Source organism: Lentzea aerocolonigenes (assembly GCF_000955955.1).
GTDB classification, from domain to species: Bacteria; Actinomycetota; Actinomycetes; order Mycobacteriales; family Pseudonocardiaceae; genus Lentzea; species Lentzea aerocolonigenes_A.
In genome coordinates, this window is record NZ_JYJG01000438.1 from 1 (window position 1) to 19,422 (window position 19,422).

A 19,422-nucleotide genomic window follows, 5' to 3' on the forward strand; every position below is an offset into this window, starting at 1 on the left:
ACCGCGTTCGTGTTCGCGGGCGGAGGCAGTCTGGGCGCGGTCGAGGCCGGCATGCTCGCGGCTTTGACCGAGGCTGCTGTTCACCCGGATCTTGTCGTGGGCACGTCGGTCGGCGCTGCGAACGCGGTGTGGTTCGCCGCCAATCCGTCCGATGTGGAGGGTCTGGCCTCGCGGTGGATCTCGTTGTCGCGCACCGACGTCTGCCCGCTGCGCCCGGTGCGGGGCTTGCTGGGGTTGTTCGGCTTTCGCGACCATCTGGTGCCGGACTCGTCCTTGCGCCGTTTGCTGGAACGGTCGTTGGGCGACTTGACTCTGGAACGGACCGCTTTGCCTGCCCACGTCGGTGCGACCGATGTGTTGTCGGGGGCCGAGGTGCTGTTGTCCAGTGGGCGCGCGGTCGACGCGGTGCTGGCGAGCACGGCGATCCCCGGCGTGTTCCCGCCGGTGCTGCTGGATGAGCGCTACCTGATCGACGGTGGCGCGGTGAACAACACGCCGGTCTCGCACGCTGTGGACCTCGGTGCGGACGAGGTGTGGGTGCTGCCGACGGGCTACGCGTGCGCTTTGACCTCACCGCCGCGCAGCGCGTTGGGGGTGGCGCTGCAGGCGTTGACACTGCTGGTGAACCATCGGCTCACCCTTGATGCCGAGCGCTATCGGGACTGGGTGAGGGTGGTGCCCGCGTTGTGCCCGCTGGAGGTGTCACCCGGTGACTTCAGCCAGTCGCGCAGGCTCATCTCCGCGGCGTACGAGAGCACCCGTTCCTGGCTCGGAGCCGGGTGCCCCGCAGGTCAAGTGCACACCTGCGGGGCCGGTGGAGATCCCGGGTCAGTAGAAGCAACCGGTCCTGGGCAGTGAGGACGGTGCCGGTGGGGTGCGGCCGTCGTAGATCGCGAGCAGGAAGTTCTGCGGGCAGTAGGACGTACCGCTGATCTTGATCGCGATGTGCAGGTGCGGGCCGGTCGAGTTGCCGGTGTTGCCCGTGGTGGCGACACGATCGCCTGCCCGCACCGCGGCGCCGTTCGCGACGGAGTACGCGGACAGGTGGCAGTAGAGGTAGTCGACGCCGCTCTTGACGATGCGCAGGCCGTTGCCGCAGCCGTTGGGCTCGCTGAGGCGGTAGGCGGTGCCGCTGACCATCGCGTACGCCGGGACGTAGCTCACCGGCAGGTCGATGGCGGGGTAGTCGTGGTGCGGGTCGTCGTACTCGCTGCGCGGCAGGGCGCTGCGGGCGAGCGGCAGGCTGTAGGAGCCTCCGCCGGACGACGGCGTGCCGCCGACCAGGGCCTGCCAGGTGTTCGGCCCGACCTCGCCGTCGGCGGACAGGCCGTGCGAGCTCTGGAACGCGACGGCCGCGTTGTACGTGCCGCCGCCGAAGTCGCCGTCGACGGACAGGCCGTAGCCGTAGCGGTTGAGCTGGACCTGGGCCGCGCGGACGGCCTCGCTGTTGTTGCCGCGCTGCACGCTGACGACGAGCTTCGGCCAGGTGTTCGGGCCGATCTCGCCGTCGGAGGACAGTCCGTTGGCGCTCTGGAACTGCTTGACCGCGGCTTGGGTGCCCGAGCCGAAGTCGCCGTCGGCCGCGATGTTGTAGCCGCGGTGGCGCAGCAGGTGCTGGGCGCTCAGCACGATCGGTCCGTTGGCGCCGATCTTGACGTTCGGCCAGGAGGGCAACGCGGCTTGAGCTGGGCTGACGAGTCCTATCAGGACACCGAAGGCGATCAGTCCCGCGACGAGGATTCTCATGCGACGCACGCTAGGAAGCGAGCGGTACCGGGCGCCCTAGTCGCGAGACCAGTTGTGTGCGGTCGCGGCAGCCGAACTTGCGCAGCAGGTTCGAGACGTGGAACTTCACCGCGCTGACGGTGATGAACATGGCGGCGGCGATCTCGGCGTTCTCCGACCCCTCGGCCAGCAGTCGAAGCGTTTCGCGTTCGCGCAGGGTCAGCGACGCGGGCGGAGGCGGCGGCAGCAGGGACGACACCAGGCGCGGGGAGACCCAGCCGCCGAACGCGTGGACGTCGTGGATCGCCCGCACGATGTCGTCGAGGGGGTCGTCGGCGAGGACCAGGCCCGTGACGCCGGCCTGCACCAAGCCTTCTACGGCATCCGGAGACCGGAGGACCGCGACGGTCCGCGGTCCGCGCGCTGCAGTGACGATCGCATCTGCGGCGTCGGTGACGGTCACATCGGCGGGAGCGCCTGGGGCAGCCCACGGCACGGCGGCGAGGCGTGACGTGATCTTGTTCGCGAGCAGGGCGCTGTGCAACGACAGCGCGACGTGGATGGTCCGCACATCCCGGAACGCTGGGAGCAGAGGCGTATTTCTCCGTATCGGCTGCGTATAACGCCTGGTCGTTGTTAACGTTCGCCCTACTCGTGGGGGGTGTGCGTGGAGTTCCGGGTGCTCGGTCCGCTGGTCGTGCACAACGACGGCGGAGAGGTCTCGCTGCGGTCGGCGAAGCAGCGGATCCTGCTGGCGATGTTGCTCCGGCACGCGAACACTCCGGTGTCACCGCAGCGGTTGATCGAGGCGCTGTGGGAGGTGCCGCCGGCCTCGGCGCAGGAGAACGTCCGGCTGTACGTCTACCAGCTGCGGCGGGCGCTCGGCGGCCGGATCGACCGCAAGCCCTCCGGGTACGAGATCGCCGTGCAACCGGGCGAGCTGGACGCGAACCGTTTCGACCAGCTCCTGGACGACGGCGAACAGGCGCTCGCGGACGGCAACCCCGCGAAGGCGGTGGACCTGCTCACCGAGGCGCTGGGCAAGTGGCGTGGACCGGCCTTCCCGGATCTGCCCGACCGGTTCGCCGCGCGGCTGGACGAGGCACGGCTGAGAGCCGCGGAGGCACGCTTCACGGCTGAGCTGGCGCTGGGCCGGCACGCCGAGATCGTCGGCGAGCTGCACGAGCTGGCTGGTCAGAACCCCTACCGCGAACCGTTGCACGCCAAGCTCATGACGGCCTTGTACGGCGCAAACAGACAGGCCGAGGCGCTTGAAGCGTTTCGACGGACGCGTGAACGGCTCGTCGACGACCTCGGCATCGAACCCGGCCCCGAGCTGCGCGGGTTGCACGAGACGATGCTGCAAGGCCGGCCGCTCGCCGAGCCGGCACCCGCGAAGATCATCCGCACCGACTGCCCGTACCGCGGCCTGATGGCGTACCAGCCGGAGCACCACCCGTGGTTCTTCGGCCGCGACCACCTGATCGAGCTGGTCACGCGCCGGATCGACCGCTATCCGGTGGTCGGCGTGTTCGGGGCGTCTGGCAGCGGCAAGTCGTCGTTGCTGCGGGCCGGTGTGGTCGGCGGGCTCGGCGAGACCTGGCGGCCGATCGTGATCACGCCGACCGCACGGCCGCTCGAAGCGCTGGGCAACGCACTCGGCAAACGGCTCGATCTCGCCGCCGACCCGGCCGCGTTCGACATCGAGGTGCGCAACCAGCTGTCGAACGGGCCGGACGACGTGCGCCTGCTGCTCGTGGTGGACCAGCTGGAAGAGCTGTTCACCTTGTGCACCGACGAAAGTGAGCGCTCACAGTTCATCAGGGTGCTGCTGGACGCGGCTCAGGGACCGCATCGCCGTACGAGGGTCGTGCTCGGCATCAGGGCCGACTTCCTGGCGCACGTCACGCAGCACCCGAGTCTGGTCGAAGCGCTCGCGGACGAGGCGACCGTGCTGGTCGGGCCGCCGTCGACCGCGGATCTGCGGGACATCGTGCTGCGACCGGCCGCGATGAGCGGCCTGTCGGTCGCCGCAGACCTCCTGGCCACGGTGCTGGCCGACGTGGACGCCGAACCGGGCGCGCTGCCGTTGCTGTCCCACGCGCTCGTCGAGACCTGGCAGCGTTCACACGGCGAGCTGACCCTCGCCGCGTACCGCGCCGGAGGCGGTGTCCGGGGCGCGATCGCCCAGACCGCCGAACGTGCCCATGACGAGCTGAAAGACGCCGAACAACTGGCGATGCGGCGGATCCTGGTGCGGCTCACGGCGTTCGGGGACGGCACCGAGGACACGCGCAGACCGATCCACCGCGGCGAACTCACCGGCATCGCCGCGCCGAAGATCATCGACAGGGTGCTGGCACGGCTCGTCGCGGACCGGTTGGTCGTGCTCGACGAGGACACCGTCGAGATCGCTCACGAAGCCCTGATCCGGGCGTGGCCGCGGCTGCAGCGCTGGCTCTCGGACGACCGCTCGACGCTGCTGGTCCACCGCAGGCTCACCGCCGCCGCCCACACGTGGACCGAGCTGGACCGCGACGCCGGCGCGCTCTACCGGGGCGCGCAGCTGATCGCCGCGTCGGCCTGGGCCCAGGAACATCCCGGCGAGCTGAACGCGGCCGAGGAGGAGTTCGTCAAGGCCAGTCTGCAGGGCGAAGAAGCCGAACAGGTCGGTGTGAGGCGGCGGAACCGGCTGCTGACCAGGCTGGTCTCGATCATGGGCGTGCTGCTCCTGCTCGCCGCGGGTGGCGGTGGCGTCGCGTGGTGGCAGACGGCGGAAGCCCAGCTGCGGCAACGGACCGACCAGGCGCATCAGCTCGCCCTGAGCGCCCGCAGCCTCGTCGACACCGCTCCCGACCTGGCCGGACTGCTGGCCATCGCGGCGTTCCGGTTGCATGCCGACGACGACACGCGAGGCGCGTTGCTGAGCACCGCGTCCGCGCCTCGCCGCCGGGTCGAGCTCAACGCGGACGGCCCGCCCGTGCTGGACGTGAGCGTGTCGCACAAGGGTGACGTGATCGCGACCGCGGACCGGGACGGGCTGGTCACGTTGTGGGATCTCCAGACCCGCGAACGGAAAGTCGTGCTGTCCGACCACAACGCGCTCACCGAAGGCGGATATGCGCGGCAGGCCGAGTTCAGCGCGGACGACAGGTTCATCGCCTCCAGCGCCACCATGCCGACGCTGGCCGGCAGTCCCGGCGATGTCGTGGTCTGGGACAGGACGACCGGCAAACCTGTCTTCTCGAAACGGTTCGACGTGCTCACCACCGGGCTCGCGTTTCACCCCGCCGGGACGATGGTCGCGGTCGGGGTGTCGAACGGCGATGTCGAGGTGTGGGATGTCGTGGCCAAGACCCGGCGGACCTTCAGAGGACATGCGCACGAGGTGAACTCGTTGGCGTTCAACGAGGACGGCTCGCTGCTCGCCACCGCGAACGGCAAGGACGACCCGCTGGTCTGGGACGTGGCATCGGGCAACAGGGTCGGCGAGATCCCGTCGCTGGAGGTCAACAACGTCTATTTCGACGGCCCTTCCACCGTCGTCACGGCCACGCTGCGCAACGGCGTGAAGTTCTGGGACCTGGCCGGCAACCTGAGGTCCGAGCTGCCGAAGCAGGGTCCGTACGCGTGGGAGGCGTCCGCGCCGGTCGGTGATCGCATGGCGGTGTCGGACGAGGACGGCCTGATCACGATCTGGGACATCCGCACCGGCCGTCCGATCACCACCTACCGCGATCGCGGCCGCACCGAGTCCAGGGCGCTCGCGCTCGGCCGTGACGGGAACCTGCTGGTGTCAGCCGGGTTCGGCCGGGTGGTGGCGGTGCGCGAGAACGCCGTGCCGCCGTTCACCGGGCACGACGGCGGCATCAACGACCTCGACGTGCGCCACGACGAGGTCGTTTCCGCAGGCGACGACGGCACTGTGCGGTTGTGGCAGCGAGACGGCACCGCAGTGGCCACTTTGGACGGTCATCCGGACCGCGTGGAGGCGGCGCGGTTCAGTCCGGACGGCTCGTCGATCGCCTCGGTCACGCGCAACCACACCATCACGGTCTGGGACCACGGCCGCCACGTTCGGCTGAAGGAGTTCTCCTACAGCGGTTTGGGCGCCTCGACCGACCTCGCCTTCCAGCCCGACGGTCGCGGGATCGTCACGGCGTCGCTCGGCCGGTTCCGCTGGAGCCTGCCGGACTTCCAGCAGGGCAGGTTCTCCGGCGGCCCGTACATCGCGAGCGCTCTGGAGTTCACCCCGGACGGCAGGCTGCTGATCTCGACCGATCCGGCGGGCGGCGCGATGCTGTGGGACGTCGCCGCGGACAAGCTGGAACGACGCGTCAGCACCGGTCAGGGTGATGTCCGCGACGTGGCGGTCAGCCAGGACGGCAAGAGGTTCGCCACGGCGGGCGCGAATCGGACGATCAAGATCTGGGAGGTCGCGTCGGGTGCCGAGCTGCTCACGCTGACCGGGCATTCGGCACCTGTCGTGACGCTCGCCTTCAGTTCTGACGGGCGTTCGCTCGCGTCCGGGGGAGAGGACCACTCGGTGATCGTGTGGAACCTCGGCACCCGTACCGGCACAACGCTTTCGGGGCACACCGGACCGGTGCAGGCGGTCGCGTTCAGCGGCGACGACGAGCTGCTGTCCGGTGCGAACGACGCGCGGATCATCCGGTGGTCGCTGTCCACTTCGGACGCCGAGCGGCGGATCTGCGCGGAGACCGGCCGCGACCTGACCACGGCGGAACGGGCCACCTACCTGCGTGGCGATGGTCAGGAGCTGTGCGGGACGACCAAGCCGGTCTCGTAGGCGATCACCACGAGCTGGGCGCGGTCGCGGGCGTGCAGCTTCGTCATGGCGCGGTTGACGTGGGTCTTGGCGGTGAGCGGGCTGATCACCATGCGGGTGGCGATCTCCTCGTTCGACAGGCCTTGTGCGACCAGGACGACGGCTTCGCGCTCGCGGTTGGTGAGCTGCGGGAGGTCGCCGTCCGGGTGCAGCGGACGGCTGACGAACCGGTCGATGAGCTTGCGGGTGATCGACGGGGCGAGCAGCGCGTCACCTCGTGCGGCCACTCGTACGGCGTGCAGGAAGTCCTCCGGCTGGATGTCCTTGACGAGAAACCCGGCCGCGCCTGCTTTGAGAGCGTTGAACACGTACTCGTCCAGGCCGTAGTTGGTCAGGATCACGACGTGGGTGTCCGCGAGGTCCGGTTCGGCGGCGATGCGCCGGGTCGCCTCGATGCCGTCCAGGGTGGGCATCTGGATGTCGACCAGGGCGATGTCCGGCCGGTGCCGCTGGGCGAGTCGCAGTCCCTGCAAGCCGTCCGCGGCTTCGGCGACGACCTCGATGTCGTCCTCGGCGTCGAGCAGGGCTCTGAAGCCGCTGCGGATGAGCGGCTGGTCGTCGACCAGCAGGACGCGGATCACGGCTGCGCCACCGGGAGTTCGGCCTGGACCGAGAAGCCGCCCTCGGTGCGTGGTGCGGCGGTGAGCGTGCCGCCGAGAGCTGTGACGCGTTCCCGCATGCCCAGCAGTCCGACCCCCGGATTCGTTGCGGTGCCCAGGTTTGCCTTGCCGTCGTCGTCGACTCGGACGACCAGCGCGTCCGGCCGGTAGCCGATGCGGATGTCGGCTGTCGCGGCGCCGGCGTGGCGGGCGATGTTGGTCAGCGACTCCTGCACGATCCGGTACGCGGTCCGTTCGACGGCGGCCGGGACGTCGTTGCGCTCGCCTTCGATGGTCAGCTGAGCGTCCAAGCCGGTGGATCTGGCCCGCTGGACGAGGTCTGGGACGTCGTCGATGCCGTGCGGTGGGTTCTTGTCGTCATCTCGAAGCGCTTCGAGGGTCGCTCGGAGCTCTCTGGCGGCTTCTCGTCCGGCGTCGCGGATCGCCAGCAGCGGTTCGGGCACCTCTTCACCGCGCTTCTGGGCCAGGTGGACGGCGACCTCGGCCTGCAGCTTGATCACCGAGATCTGGTGGGTGAGGGAGTCGTGGAGTTCTCGGGCGATGTGCAGGCGTTCCTCGTTGGCGCGCCTCAGCGCGGTCTCCTCGCGCGTTCGCTCAGCCTCGTCGGCGCGCCCTTCGGCTTGTCGAAGCGCTTCGCCCGCGGCTGCGGCCGCGATGAGCCACGCGATCTGGAGGACGTCACGGGTCTGCGCGAACGCCTCGTAGGTGGTCAGGTCGCGCGGCGAGATGAGGGCGGCGAGGGGGAGTGCGGCGAGCATCAGCACGGATCCGGCGACCGTGACGACGCGGTGGCCCGCCCGCATGGTCGAGTACACGGCGAACAGGAAAGCGATCACCGGGACGTCGACGCCGAGCGCCTGGTAGCCCAGCGCGGTGAGTCCGGTGGTGGCGAGGACGGCGATCGGGGCTCGCCTTCTGGCCGCCAACGCGAGTCCGCTCGCAGCCAGGAGCACGTAACCCGGCGTGGAAGCTCCGTGTCCGGCCACGACCAGGCTCGCCGCCACCCCGGCGGCGATCACCCAGTCCAGCCAGCGCTTGCTCATCGGTGCACCTTAACCCGGCGTTCGCGCTGGTAGATCGTGCGGGCGCAGCAGATTGCGAGTACTGCGCCCGTAGTAGGACGGGTCAGCTGGTGTCTGCGCTCACACGACGACGTCGAGGGGTGCGGCGGACATCCTCATGCCATGTCTACTTCCATGGTTGCCGCAGATGTCGTGTACGGGTTGACGGCGGGGCGCGCCTGGTCCCTCGTCGGAGCTGCCCTCGGGCTCGTCGGTGTCGTGCACGGCCTGTTGGCGCTCACTCGGCGTCGGAGCGGTGTGGTGGCGCTGGCGTGTGGCGTCGTCGGGGTGGCGATCGGCGCGTTCGTCGTGCTGATGGCCAAGGGCGGCCCGGGCACTGGCTACGGCATCGTCGGCGGGTACGTCTCGCTGGTGGTGGGTGTGGTCGCCGCCGCGCTGGGTGGCGTGGTTATGCGAAGAGGCGCTCGGGCTGCTGCACCGCGCGCCGAGTGATGAGCCCGGCGGCGCCGCGCACCACCGCGAACTCGCCCAGGGGTGACGCGACGAGCCGGGTGTGCCGTTCGCCGCCCGCGAGCACCCTGGTGTCCATTTCGGACTGGACCGCGGCACTGAGGTGCTCGTGCAGCACGGCATAGCTGCCTCCGAGCACGACCGTCGGCACGTCGAAGAGGTTCATCAGGGTGGCCAGGCCGACGCCGAGCGCTTCACCGGCGGCCTGGACTGCCCTGAGGGCCTTGGGATCGCCTGCTCCGAGCGCTTTGGCGAGGGAGTCGAGGCGTCGGCGGCCGGCTTCCTTCAGGATGACGTCGAGGCCTGCGTAGCGCTCGACGCATCCTCGGCTGCCGCAAGTGCAGCGGACGCCGTTGCGTTCGATCACGACGTGCCCCAGTTCGCCGGCGAAACCGCTGGCGCCGCGGTAGACCTCGCCGCCCAGCACCACGCCCGCGCCGATGCCGACATCGGCCGAGACGTGCACGAAGTCCTCGCCCGCGAGGTGCCGTGGCCAGAGGTGGGCGAGCGCGGCGAGGTTGGCCTCGTTGTCCAGCTCGACGTCGAGGTCGAGGCGGCGGGCGAGGCCGTCGGCCAGTGGTTCACCGACGAGTTTCGGCAGGTTGGGGGCCCGCACGAGCACGCCGTCGTGCACCACGCCCGGCACCGCGAGGCCGACGCCGAGCACCGGGCGCGGCGGTGTGATCTCGCGGACCAGCGTGGCGAGCCGGTCGAGGACCTCGTTCAGGCCCGAGTTCCGGATGTCGGTGGGCACGAGGCGGCGGCAGATGGTCTCGCCGTCGAGGCCGATGGTTTCGACGGCGAGGTGGCTGACGTTGATCTCCGCGCCGACCGCGACCGGGCCGCCGGGGTGGAAGCGCAACGGTTTGGAGGGCCTGCCCATGCCGGCGAGCGTGGCGGCGTCCTCGATGAGGATTCCGTTGGCCAGCAACGGTTCGGTGAGGTTCGAGAGCGTCGCCTTGGTCAAGCCGGTGCGGGCGGCGAGGTCCGCCCGCGAGCCCGGCTTGTCGACGAGGGCGAGCAGCACCGTGCGCAGGTTGCCGAGGCGAACCTGACGCAGGTGGTCGACGGTGGTCATCGGGTCGAGTATCGCGGTGCGGCCGAGGCACACCGCGCACGGTCTCCGGCGGTCACCGGCTCAGATACTTCTGCGCCGCGTCGCCATATCGCGCACGGATGTCCGGAACCTCGGCTGCCTCGTACCGTTTGCTCTCCGAACCGGTCCACTCGGGCGGCGTCGTCCCGCCCGTGAGTGTCCACGCCGCCTGACGAGCCGCACCGTCAGCCACGTACTCACCAGGCGCAGGCACTGTCACGGGGACGCCGAACACCGTCGGCGCGATTTCCCGCACCGCAGGAGAGACGGCCGCGCCACCCACGAGCCGCACGCCCGTGACGTCCGCGCCCTGGTCAGCGAGTGCGTCGAGGCCCACGGCGAGTCCGCAGAGCATGCCTTCGACTGCCGCGCGGGCGATGTTGGCGGGCGTGGCGTTGGTGAGCGTCAGGCCGTGGAGCGCACCCGTCGCGTCAGGCAGGTTGGGGGTTCGTTCGCCTTCGAGGTACGGCACCAGCACGAGGCCTTCCGCGCCGGCCGGTGCGGACAGCGCGAGGTCGCTCAGCGTGGCGAGATCGACGCCCAGCATGCGGGCGGTCGCGTCCAGCACGCGGGCGGCGTTGAGCGTGCACGCCAGCGGCAGGTAGCGGCCGGTGGCGTCGGCGAACCCCGCGACGATGCCGGAGGCGTCCGCCGCCCGCACGTCGCTGACAGCGGTGACGACACCGGACGTTCCGAGTGACACCAGCACTTCCGTGCCCGCGCCGACACCGAGGATGGCCGCCGCGTTGTCGCCCGCACCCGGCCCGATGCCGTCGATCGACTCGGTGGGTCCGAGCACGCGCGGCAACACGACGTCGGCGCGGCCCAAGGCACGTTCGAGCAGGTCAGGGACGTACTCGTTCGCGACCGAGTCGAAGTAGCCCGTGCCGGACGCGTCCGAGCGGTCGGTGACCAGGTCGGCCAGGTCCTGAGAGCCGCTCAGCCGCCACGTCAGCCAGTCGTGCGGCAGGCAGACGGCGGCGGTGCGCTTGGCGTTGGCCGGTTCGTGCTGGGCGAGCCAGCGCAGCTTGGTGATCGTGAACGACGCGACCGGCACCAGTCCGATCCGCTGCGCCCACTGCTCGGCACCCAGCTCGGCGGTGAGGTCCGCGGCGGCCGCCGCGGACCTGGTGTCGTTCCACAGCAACGCGTCTCGCACGACGTTGCCGTCCTCGTCGAGGCACACCATGCCGTGCTGCTGGCCGGCGACGCTCACCGCGGCGACGTCGTCGAGCCCACCGGCCTGCTCGATGGCGGTCTGCAGCGCGGTCCACCAGTGCGACGGGTGGATCTCGGTGCCGTCCGGGTGGGCCGCGCGGCCCTCCCGGACGAGCCTGCCGGTCTCCGCGTCGCGCACCACGACCTTGCACGACTGCGTCGAGGAGTCGACGCCCGCGACGAGCGTCATGTCAGCGCGCTCCGGCGAGGTGCTCGAGCGCGAGCTGGTTGAGCCCTGTCTCTTATACATGAGCCGCACGAACCCGTACCCGCGCTCGCCGGCCGCGTCCGGGTCGAAGCCGTCGTCCTTCAGCAGGTCGTCGTAGGACTCCCCGGTGTTGAGCGTCGGCTGGCTCAGCTCGGCGACACCAGCCGTCGCGAGCGCCTCCTGCACCTCGGGGTCGGCGCGGAAGGCTGCCGCGCGTTCCTTGAGCAGCAGGTACGTGCGCATGTTGGCCTTGGCCGAGTCCCAGACACCCGTGATGTCCTCGGTGCGCGACGGCTTGTAGTCGAAGTGTCGCGGCCCGTCGTAACCGGCGCCTTCCAGCAGGTCGACCAGCGCGAACGCGTTCATCAGGTCGCCGTGCCCGAACACCAGGTCCTGGTCGTACTTGATGCTGCGCTGGCCGTTGAGGTCGATGTGGAAGAGCTTGTCGTGCCACAACGCCTGCGCGATGCCGTGCACGAAGTTGAGTCCGGCCATCTGCTCGTGCCCGACCTCGGGGTTGAGGCCGACCAGCTCAGGCTTGTCGAGCGTCGTGATGAACGCGAGCGCGTGTCCGACGGTCGGCAGCAGGATGTCGCCGCGCGGCTCGTTCGGCTTAGGCTCGATCGCGAACCGCAGGTCGTAGCCGCGGTCCGTGACGAACTGGGTCAGCAGGTTCATGGCCTCGCGGTACCGGTCGAGCGCGGCCCGCACGTCCTTGGCCGTGTCGTACTCCGCCCCTTCGCGCCCGCCCCACAGCACGTACGTCTGCGCGCCAAGCTCGGCCGCCAGCTCGATGTTGCGCAGCACCTTCTTCAGCGCGAACCGCCGCACACCGCGGTCGTTGCTGGTGAAGCCGCCGTCCTTGAACACGGGGTGGCTGAACAGGTTCGTCGTGACCATCGGGATGACGAGCCCGGTTTCCTCGAGCGCACCCTGAAGCCTGCCGATCTGCTTCTCGCGCTCGGTCGCCGCGAACCCGAACAGGTCGTCGTCGTGGAACGACAACCCGTACGCGCCCAGCTCGGCCAGTCGTCGAACTGCTTCGACGACGTCCAACTCGGGCCGGGTGGCCTCGCCGAACGGGTCGCGGCCCTGCCAGCCCACGGTCCACAGACCGAAGGAGAACTTGTCCGCAGGAGTGGGCGTGCTCATCATCCACCTCATTCGTTCAATGCTTGAACTTAGTGCGGACAGTACGACGCTCAGGCTGTGATCGCAATTGCTGGGGTTGTGCGGACTGTGTCGGGCTGCGGGGTGGGAGCGCCTCGCTCAGGCCGTGATCGCAACCGCTCAGGCCTGGAGAACCGCTTCGACGGCGGGTGCGAGTGCCTCGGCGATGACGCGGTAGCCGGCGCTGGAAGGGTGGAAGCGGTCGGCGGCGAACAGCGACGGGTCCGCGGCGAACTTCGATGTCACGGCGCGTTCGACGTGCGCGACCACGCCACCTGCGCGGATGACGGCCTGCAGCTGAGCCTTGGCGTAGTCGCGGCTCACCGCGGACACGACGTCACGCAACGCCGGCGGCACGTGTGCGACGACGCTCAGGTCGGGTGCTGTGCTCACGACGACTGCGGCGCCCGCTCCGCGCAGGTCCGCGACGGCGTCGTGCAGCTGCTGAGCACCGACGTGCGCGGGCACGAACCTGGTCAGGTCGTTCGCGCCGATCACGATCACGGCGAGGTCCACGCCACCTGCGATTGCTGCCCTCACCTGGGCTTTCAGATCGGCTGAACGGGCGCCGGGCACGGCGTGGACCTGGAGGTCGACGTGGTGTCCTGCCGCGCGGAGGCGTGCGGCGAGCAGTGGGCCGAGAGTGTCCTCGCGACTGGTGCTGCCGACGCCCGCGGCGATGGAGTCACCGAGCAGACGAAGACGCATGCTCGTAAAACGGCGAGCGTCACAGCGGTGTTCCTGGTCAGACTGTGACGGTGGACGAACTGCTGGTGTGGTGCGTGGTCGCGAACGTGGCCGCGGACGGGTTGAAGCACTTCTCGCCGGGCACGAAGGTGTGGGTGCTGCCGCCGCAGTGGGACGGCACGGAGAGTCTCCTCGTGGTCGGACGGCATCGCGGGCGTGGGCACGGGCGCTTCGTGCGGCTGGTCGTGCCGAGGGTCCACCTCGCGAACTTCCGGGTGCGCGGCGTGTACCAGCCCGCGGTGCACCGGGAGCTGACCAGGGCGTGGCGGGACTTCGAGTCCCTGCGGCAGTGGGAGTCCGAGGAACACGCGCAGAAGCTGGTCGCCTTCTGGAGCTTGGACGCGACCGTCCAGGCCGGAGTGGACAAACCCGGGAAACGCGTGGAGCTCTTCCACTGCGTGCGGTGGCTGATGGCCGGTGAGAGCGAGTACGCGATCAGGAAGGTGATGGATCCGGAGATGTCATTCGAGCTCGGCGTGCTCTTCCGCGATCAGCAGGAGGTGGACGCGGTCCACGAGCTGCGCGAACTCCTCGACACCATCGAAACCGCCGGCGTCGCGAACTGGCGGAACAACGAGCTGTGGCCCGTTGTTAGAACAGTTGCGGGCAAGACGCAGGCGCTCCTGAGTCGCTAAAACCGCTGTCGTGCGAGTGTTCTTGTGTCTACACTCCACGATCATCATCACCGAGACGAGAGGGGACCGGCCGTGCGTACCGCCGCTGTTGTCCTCCCGTCCCGTTTCGACGTGATCCTCGTGTCCTCGCACCCCGGTCGCCTGCTGCGCGCCGGGCGCCGGAGTGTCTGACGAACGCCTTGTCGTTCGTCGGCTCATCGCGCTGACCTCGTAGTTCCCTTCACGCACTGAGAAGGCACTGAGCCATGCGCACGACCACGTTGAACGCTGTCCGCAACCTCGGCATCCTCGCCCACGTCGACGCGGGCAAGACCACGCTCACCGAACGCGTCCTGTTCGCCACGGGCACCACCTACAAGCGCGGCGAGGTGCACGACGGCACCACCGTCACCGACTTCGACCCGCAGGAGCGCGATCGCGGCATCACGATCTTCGCCGCGGCCGTCAGCTGCACGTGGGACGGGCATCGCATCAACCTCATCGACACGCCTGGGCACGTCGACTTCTCCGACGAGGTCGAACGGTCTCTGCGCGTGCTGGACGGGGCTGTCGCGGTGTTCGACGGCGTGGCCGGTGTCGAGCCGCAGAGTGAATCCGTGTGGAGGCAGGCGGATCGTCATGGCGTGCCGCGGATCGCGTTCGTCAACAAGCTCGATCGGGCGGGTGCGGATCTCGACCAGGCCGTCACCTCGATCCGAACGCGTTTGCACACAGTTCCGCTCGTCGTGCAGATGCCGATCGGCGTGGAGGACGGGTTCGTCGGTGTCGTCGATCTGGTGACGATGCGGGCGCTGACCTGGGATCCGGCGTTGGTCGAGGGGCCTGTGCCGGAAACGCTGCTGGCAGAGGCACAACGGCGGCGCCGCCGGCTGGAAGAGGCGGTCGCGGAACTGCATCCCGACGCGTTGGAGGAGTTCTTCGAGGGAGGTTTGTCGGAGGAGACGTTGCGCAAGGCGCTGCGAGAGCTGACCCGTCAAGGGGCTGGAACCGTGGTGCTGTGCGGCTCGGCGTACCGGAACCGGGGCATCGAACCGTTGCTGGACGCGGTGATCGCCTACCTGCCGTCCCCTGTGGACGTTCCGCCGGTGCGGGGCGTCGACGGCGAGGAGCGGCCGGCGGATCCGGACGCGCCGTTCGCGGCCTTGGTGTTCAAGGTGAACGCCACCGCCACCGGGCGGTTGACGTACGTCCGCGTGTACTCGGGCACGCTCCACAAGGGAGAGTCCGTGTTGGTGGGCGGCCGGACCGAGCGCATCGGGCGGATCCTGCGGGTGCAGGCTGATCGGCACACGCCGGTCGATTTCGCGGTCGCGGGGGACATCGTGGCGTTGGTAGGGCTCAAGTCGGCGCGTACGGGCACGACCCTTTGCGCGCCAACGGCTCCGCTGTTGCTCGAACCTCCGGTTTCGGCGGAGCCAGTGGTTTCAGTGTCGGTTGAAGCTCGTGCTTCCGCCGACAACGGGCGACTGGCCGAGGCGTTGGCACACCTCATGGACGAAGACCCCTCGTTGCATGTGAGGACGGACTCCGAGACGGGTCAGACCGTGTTGTCGGGACTGGGTGAGCTGCACCTCGAGGTCGCGGTGGAGAAGGCACGCACGAGCCACCGCATCGAGATCACGATGGGCCGTCCGCGGGTGGCTTATCGCGAGACGCTGGCGTCAGGTGTCAAGGGATTCGTGTACCGGCACGTGAAGCAGGACGGAGGTGCTGGGCAGTTCGCGCACGTCGTGATCGACACCGAGCCGCTGGAGACCGGGTTCGAGTTCCGCTCGGCGGTCACCGGTGGGCGGGTGCCGCAGGAGTTCGTGCGCGCGGTCGAGCAGGGCTGTCGTGACGCGCTGGCAGAAGGACCGCTCGGGCACCCGGTGACCGGGCTGCGCGTGACGCTCACCGACGGTTCCACGCACGTCAAGGACTCGTCGGAGATGGCGTTCCGCACGGCCGGCCGGATGGGTCTCCGCGAGGCCCTGAAGGCGGGCGCGATGACGTTGCTCGAACCGATCGCCGAGGTCACGGTCACCGTGCCAGAGGAGTACATCGGTGGCGTGCTCGGTGATCTGGGTGCGCGGCGGGGCCGGATCCTCGGTTCGGAAGCCAGGAGTGGTGAGACCGTGGTGACGGCTTCGGTGCCACTGGCCGAGATGTTCGGTTACGTGACGCGGTTGCGCAGCCGGACGCAGGGCCGCGGCACCTTCACCGCCCGGCCGACCGGCTACGCGCCGGCGTAAAACGCAGGCCCGCTCTCGATCCCCGGGAGCGGGCCTGTTCCTATCGCGGCGCCCGAGCGGGCGGTAGTTCGTGGGAACAGGTGGGCGCACCTGAGGCGCGGGCTCGGCGAAGATCGAGGTACGGCCCGGCGATCTGGTCTCGCGGAACCGGTGCGAGTGCCATGATCGCGTCGCCCGCGGCCAGGAGCTGGCGCCGCATCCGTTCGTGGTCAACGGCTTCGGCGCCGAACGACGGAGCCCAGAGCGTCCACGGGCCGGAGATCATCGCCGTCGTCGGCACCAGGTGCGAGTGGAAGTGGGTGCCGATGCCGCCGAACGAGCACTGCGGCGGCGCGCGATCCGGCACCGGGACGTCGCTGCCGGGTAGGACGAAGGTGCGATCGACCGAGCGACCGGCCAGTGCCACCGAGGCTGCCCGGGCGAGCGCGGGACTGCCCGCGAACCAGCCGGACGGCTCGGCCGCGCCCGTTGGTTGCAGAGACCCGTTGCTGGGCAGGAACTCGCGGGTGCCGAGGTGCTCCACGACGAACGCGAACGCCACGGAGCCCGTGTCGTAGTCGGCGTCGAGCGCACGAGCGCGGAACTCGCTGCCCTCCGACGAACGGTGCAGGTGGGCGGTCGCGAAGTCGAACTCCAGGGTGCGCGGGCGGCAGCGCAACGGCAGCCGGGCGAAGTGCTCGGCGAGAGCCAGCAGGCCGACGGTGCCGTTCTCCTGGACCCAGCCGACGCCGTCGGTGTTGGTGTCGAGGACGATGCGTTCAGTACTCCGGCCGGGCAGGGTGGCGATGAGCGTGCGCGTCACTGCGGGCAGCCGGGCCGCGAGCACGCCGATGGTCGTGCGGGTGCCGACCTGGAGCTTTGAGGCGGCATCGGAGCCGATGAACACGCCCGGCACGCGGTAGTGGGTGCCTGTGTGCGGATCCCAGTAGCCGCGGACCTGGTCGTGGGGGAACGGGAAGGCGACCACGACGCCCGCCGCACCGGCGGTGCCCGCGTCGATCATGTCGCGGTCGAGCAGAGGTTCGGCGAGGTAGCCGCGGTCGACGGGCGGGAAGTCGCGCAGCACGACCTTGCCGCGTGCGTTGGCGGCGGTGATCGGGGTGCCGGGCGGCAGGTGGATCAGTTCGCCGGAACGCAGACCTGGAGCGGAGTAGGGGATCGCGGACGCCACCGGAACCGCGCCGCCGGACAGGAGCAGCCCGGGGCCGGGTTGCCAGCGCTGGATCGGGATGTGTTCGGAGCGCACGGACATGCCGGGCAGGTGGGCGACGCGGCGCTCCAGCCAGGAGATCAGCCGGTCGTGGGCCGGGCTCCCGGTGGAACGGACGCCGAATCCGGCGACGGTCGCGTTCAGCTCGCGGAGTTTTGAGACGGAGGCGAACTGGTCGTCGACGGACGTCGGGCAGTCGCTCGAAGCGGTTGCCGGAGAGGTCAGTTGGACGCAGAAAACCGTTACGACACCTATGAATCCAAGCCATCTGGCAGGCAGCACGATGCCCACTGTGAGCTGTGGTGAGGCAGCCTCACAATCCGCCTTCCAGGTAACGCCCGTCAACAGTGAACGAAATGGTTCATACCAATTGCGGGTACGGTCCGCGAGATGCGCTTGAATTCGACGCTCGGCCGCATCGCCGTGATCGCGTGCGCGCTGTTCACGCTCGGCTCGACGACCACCGCGAACGCCTCGCACGGCACCGAGTGCAGGACCCCGTCCATCGACCGGTTGCAGCAGTGGATCGCCAGTGGTGAGGGTGCCACCGAACCCGCGACCGGCAGCATCCTCGTGCCCCGGAACCGGCACGACTACACGGCGAAGATCAAGTTTCTCGCTGACGACTGGGCCGTGATGGTCGTCTGGCTGGGCAACAAGTTCGAGGCCCAGGCGGATCTGACCAAGTCGCACGGCTTCTGGATGACCTACAGCGCCACCAACGACCTGTACGTCCAGCTGCGGCCCGCGTCGCACTGGAGCGGTGGCGACAAATGGGTCACCAGGATCCCGTCCACTCGGGGCAGGCTGGTGACGAAGTTCTTCAGCTTCAACCCTGACAAGTGGACAAGTTTGCCGGAGCTGGGAAAGCCCTCGTACCCGTTGTCCGATGCGCTCGACGACGCCCGTGGCCTGGTCTTCGTCGGCAAGACGAAGAACGACCTGGAGTTCCGGGGCCTCAAGATCGACGGTTATCGGCCACCCTGCGTTTACTGAAGACCGGTTACTGTCCCGGTTCGTGAGAGCGCTCCCGGTAGTTCTGGTAGCTGTCCTGACCGCCGCGTTGGCGACTCCCGCGAGCGCGGCGCTCAGGGACGACACGCGGTTCGTCGATCCGCTGATCGGCTCGGCGGGTGGCGGGAACACGTATCCGGGGGCGGTGCGGCCGTTCGGGATGATCTCCTGGAGTCCCACGTCGACCCGTGGCGACCAGACGAACACCGGCGCTGCCAACGGGTACGCCTACGACGCCACTCGCGTGCGCGGATTCAGCCTCACCCATGTCAACGGCGCGGGTTGTCATCCCGGAGCGGCGGGCGATGTGCCGATCATGCCGCACGTCGGCGCAATCACCTCATCGCCGACCGCGGACACCAAAGATCAGGTCTACGCCAGCGACTTCACGCACGCGGACGAGATCGCCGAGTCCGGCCGTTACCGGGTGGGCCTGAAGTCGGGTGCTCGGGCAGACCTCTCGGTGACCACTCGCGCGGGCATCGGTGAGTTCAGCTTTCCTTCCGAGGGCTCGTTGCTGTTCCGCGTCTCCAACTCGCTCAACGGCAGTGAGGACGCCGAGATCACCATCGACCCGGCGACCAACACGGTGTCGGGCTCGGTGCTGACCGGCGCGTTCTGCGGCCGTCGGGCGAACGGTGGCACGAACAACCAGAAGACCTACTACCGTTTGTACTTCACGGCTGGCTTTGATCGTCCGATCACGTCGTACGGCACGTGGGTCAACAGCGAGCTCAGGCCGGGCACCACCACTGCATCCGGCGGCGAGGGTTACCTGACCGGGAACAACCGTGCGGGCAAGGGTTCCGGCGGGTATGTGTCCTTTGCGGACACGAAGGTGACGACTCGCGTCGGTATCTCCTACACCAGTGCGGAGGCGGCCAAGCGCAACCTCGCGGCGGAGATTCCTCAGCGCGCCACTGTTTCCGACATCGCTCAGCAAGCCCGCAAGGCCTGGGCGAAGCAACTTCGCGCGGTCGAGATCGATGGTGGCACGGCCGATGAGCGCACGATCTTCTACACCGCGCTCTACCACGCGTTCCTGCAGCCGAACGTGGCCAGCGACGTGGACGGCACGTATCTCGGCAGTGACCGGAAGGTCCGCAGGCTCGCGCCCGGACAGCGGGTGCAGTACGGCAACTTCTCCGGCTGGGACCAGTATCGTGC

Annotated in this window: 15 protein-coding genes and 1 pseudogene; 7 read left to right on the forward strand and 9 right to left on the reverse strand. The window is 69.3% G+C overall.

Annotated elements, in window-relative coordinates:
• Positions 1 to 858: patatin-like phospholipase family protein (locus UK23_RS42595; RefSeq protein ID WP_063778171.1), on the forward strand; the 858-nt coding region annotated here is incomplete at its 5' end.
• On the opposite strand, the gene UK23_RS42600 is transcribed toward UK23_RS42595, so the two are convergent.
• Together UK23_RS42600 and UK23_RS49425 are read right to left on the reverse strand one after the other, a co-directional pair.
• Positions 829 to 1,746: a peptidoglycan-binding protein gene (locus UK23_RS42600; protein WP_045317516.1), complete on the reverse strand. Its 918-nt coding sequence runs from the start codon at positions 1,744 to 1,746 to the stop codon at positions 829 to 831. The two genes, UK23_RS42595 and UK23_RS42600, sit on opposite strands and share 30 nt — an antisense overlap.
• Positions 1,747 to 1,756: 10 nt before the next feature.
• The gene (locus UK23_RS49425) at positions 1,757 to 2,296 is read right to left on the reverse strand and encodes a helix-turn-helix transcriptional regulator (RefSeq protein ID WP_052685537.1); all 540 of its coding nucleotides are present in this window, start codon (positions 2,294 to 2,296) and stop codon (positions 1,757 to 1,759) included.
• Between the two features lie 96 nt (positions 2,297 to 2,392).
• Here UK23_RS49425 and UK23_RS42610 point away from each other — a divergent pair, with 96 nt between their 5' ends.
• On the forward strand, positions 2,393 to 6,535 hold the full coding sequence (locus tag UK23_RS42610; RefSeq protein WP_196778134.1) for a BTAD domain-containing putative transcriptional regulator: 4,143 nt from the start codon (positions 2,393 to 2,395) through the stop codon (positions 6,533 to 6,535).
• Here the strand turns inward: UK23_RS42610 and UK23_RS42615 are convergent.
• Positions 6,499 to 7,155, reverse strand: coding sequence for a response regulator (locus tag UK23_RS42615; RefSeq protein ID WP_045317518.1), 657 nt, complete (start codon positions 7,153 to 7,155; stop codon positions 6,499 to 6,501). The two genes, UK23_RS42610 and UK23_RS42615, sit on opposite strands and share 37 nt — an antisense overlap.
• On the reverse strand, positions 7,152 to 8,237 hold the full coding sequence (locus tag UK23_RS42620) for a sensor histidine kinase (RefSeq protein ID WP_045317519.1): 1,086 nt from the start codon (positions 8,235 to 8,237) through the stop codon (positions 7,152 to 7,154). The genes UK23_RS42615 and UK23_RS42620 overlap by 4 nt, the downstream gene beginning before the upstream one ends.
• A 141-nt stretch (positions 8,238 to 8,378) precedes the next feature.
• On the opposite strand from UK23_RS42620, the gene UK23_RS42625 reads away from it, so the two are divergent.
• Positions 8,379 to 8,708: a DUF6223 family protein gene (locus UK23_RS42625; RefSeq protein WP_045317520.1), complete on the forward strand. Its 330-nt coding sequence runs from the start codon at positions 8,379 to 8,381 to the stop codon at positions 8,706 to 8,708.
• Here UK23_RS42625 and UK23_RS42630 read toward each other — a convergent pair.
• The 4 genes and pseudogenes from UK23_RS42630 to UK23_RS42645 form a co-directional block, all read right to left on the reverse strand.
• Positions 8,665 to 9,804: an ROK family protein gene (locus UK23_RS42630; RefSeq protein ID WP_045317527.1), complete on the reverse strand. Its 1,140-nt coding sequence runs from the start codon at positions 9,802 to 9,804 to the stop codon at positions 8,665 to 8,667. The genes UK23_RS42625 and UK23_RS42630 overlap by 44 nt on opposite strands.
• Positions 9,805 to 9,856: 52 nt before the next feature.
• Entirely contained in the window at positions 9,857 to 11,230 is a 1,374-nt protein-coding gene (xylB, locus tag UK23_RS53295) for a xylulokinase (RefSeq protein WP_045317521.1), read from the reverse strand.
• 1 nt (position 11,231) lies between these two features.
• A pseudogene (gene xylA, locus UK23_RS53300) lies at positions 11,232 to 12,403 on the reverse strand (xylose isomerase).
• Positions 12,404 to 12,538: 135 nt separating this feature from the next.
• Positions 12,539 to 13,126: an SGNH/GDSL hydrolase family protein gene (locus UK23_RS42645; RefSeq protein WP_045317522.1), complete on the reverse strand. Its 588-nt coding sequence runs from the start codon at positions 13,124 to 13,126 to the stop codon at positions 12,539 to 12,541.
• Positions 13,127 to 13,176: 50 nt separating this feature from the next.
• Between UK23_RS42645 and UK23_RS49430 the strand changes: the two genes are divergently transcribed.
• Together UK23_RS49430 and fusA are read left to right on the forward strand one after the other, a co-directional pair.
• Entirely contained in the window at positions 13,177 to 13,800 is a 624-nt protein-coding gene (locus UK23_RS49430; RefSeq protein ID WP_156213795.1) for a hypothetical protein, read from the forward strand.
• 245 nt (positions 13,801 to 14,045) lie between these two features.
• Positions 14,046 to 16,031, forward strand: a complete 1,986-nt coding sequence (fusA, locus tag UK23_RS42655; RefSeq protein WP_045317523.1) for an elongation factor G — start codon at positions 14,046 to 14,048, stop codon at positions 16,029 to 16,031.
• A 40-nt stretch (positions 16,032 to 16,071) separates the two neighbouring features.
• On the opposite strand, the gene UK23_RS42660 is transcribed toward fusA, so the two are convergent.
• Entirely contained in the window at positions 16,072 to 17,523 is a 1,452-nt protein-coding gene (locus tag UK23_RS42660; protein WP_156213796.1) for a hypothetical protein, read from the reverse strand.
• Between the two features lie 141 nt (positions 17,524 to 17,664).
• Here UK23_RS42660 and UK23_RS42665 point away from each other — a divergent pair, with 141 nt between their 5' ends.
• Entirely contained in the window at positions 17,665 to 18,237 is a 573-nt protein-coding gene (locus UK23_RS42665) for a hypothetical protein (protein WP_156213798.1), read from the forward strand.
• Positions 18,238 to 18,259: 22 nt separating this feature from the next.
• Positions 18,260 to 19,422 (forward strand): glycoside hydrolase domain-containing protein (locus UK23_RS42670; RefSeq protein ID WP_045317530.1); only part of this gene is annotated, 1,163 nt, incomplete at its 3' end.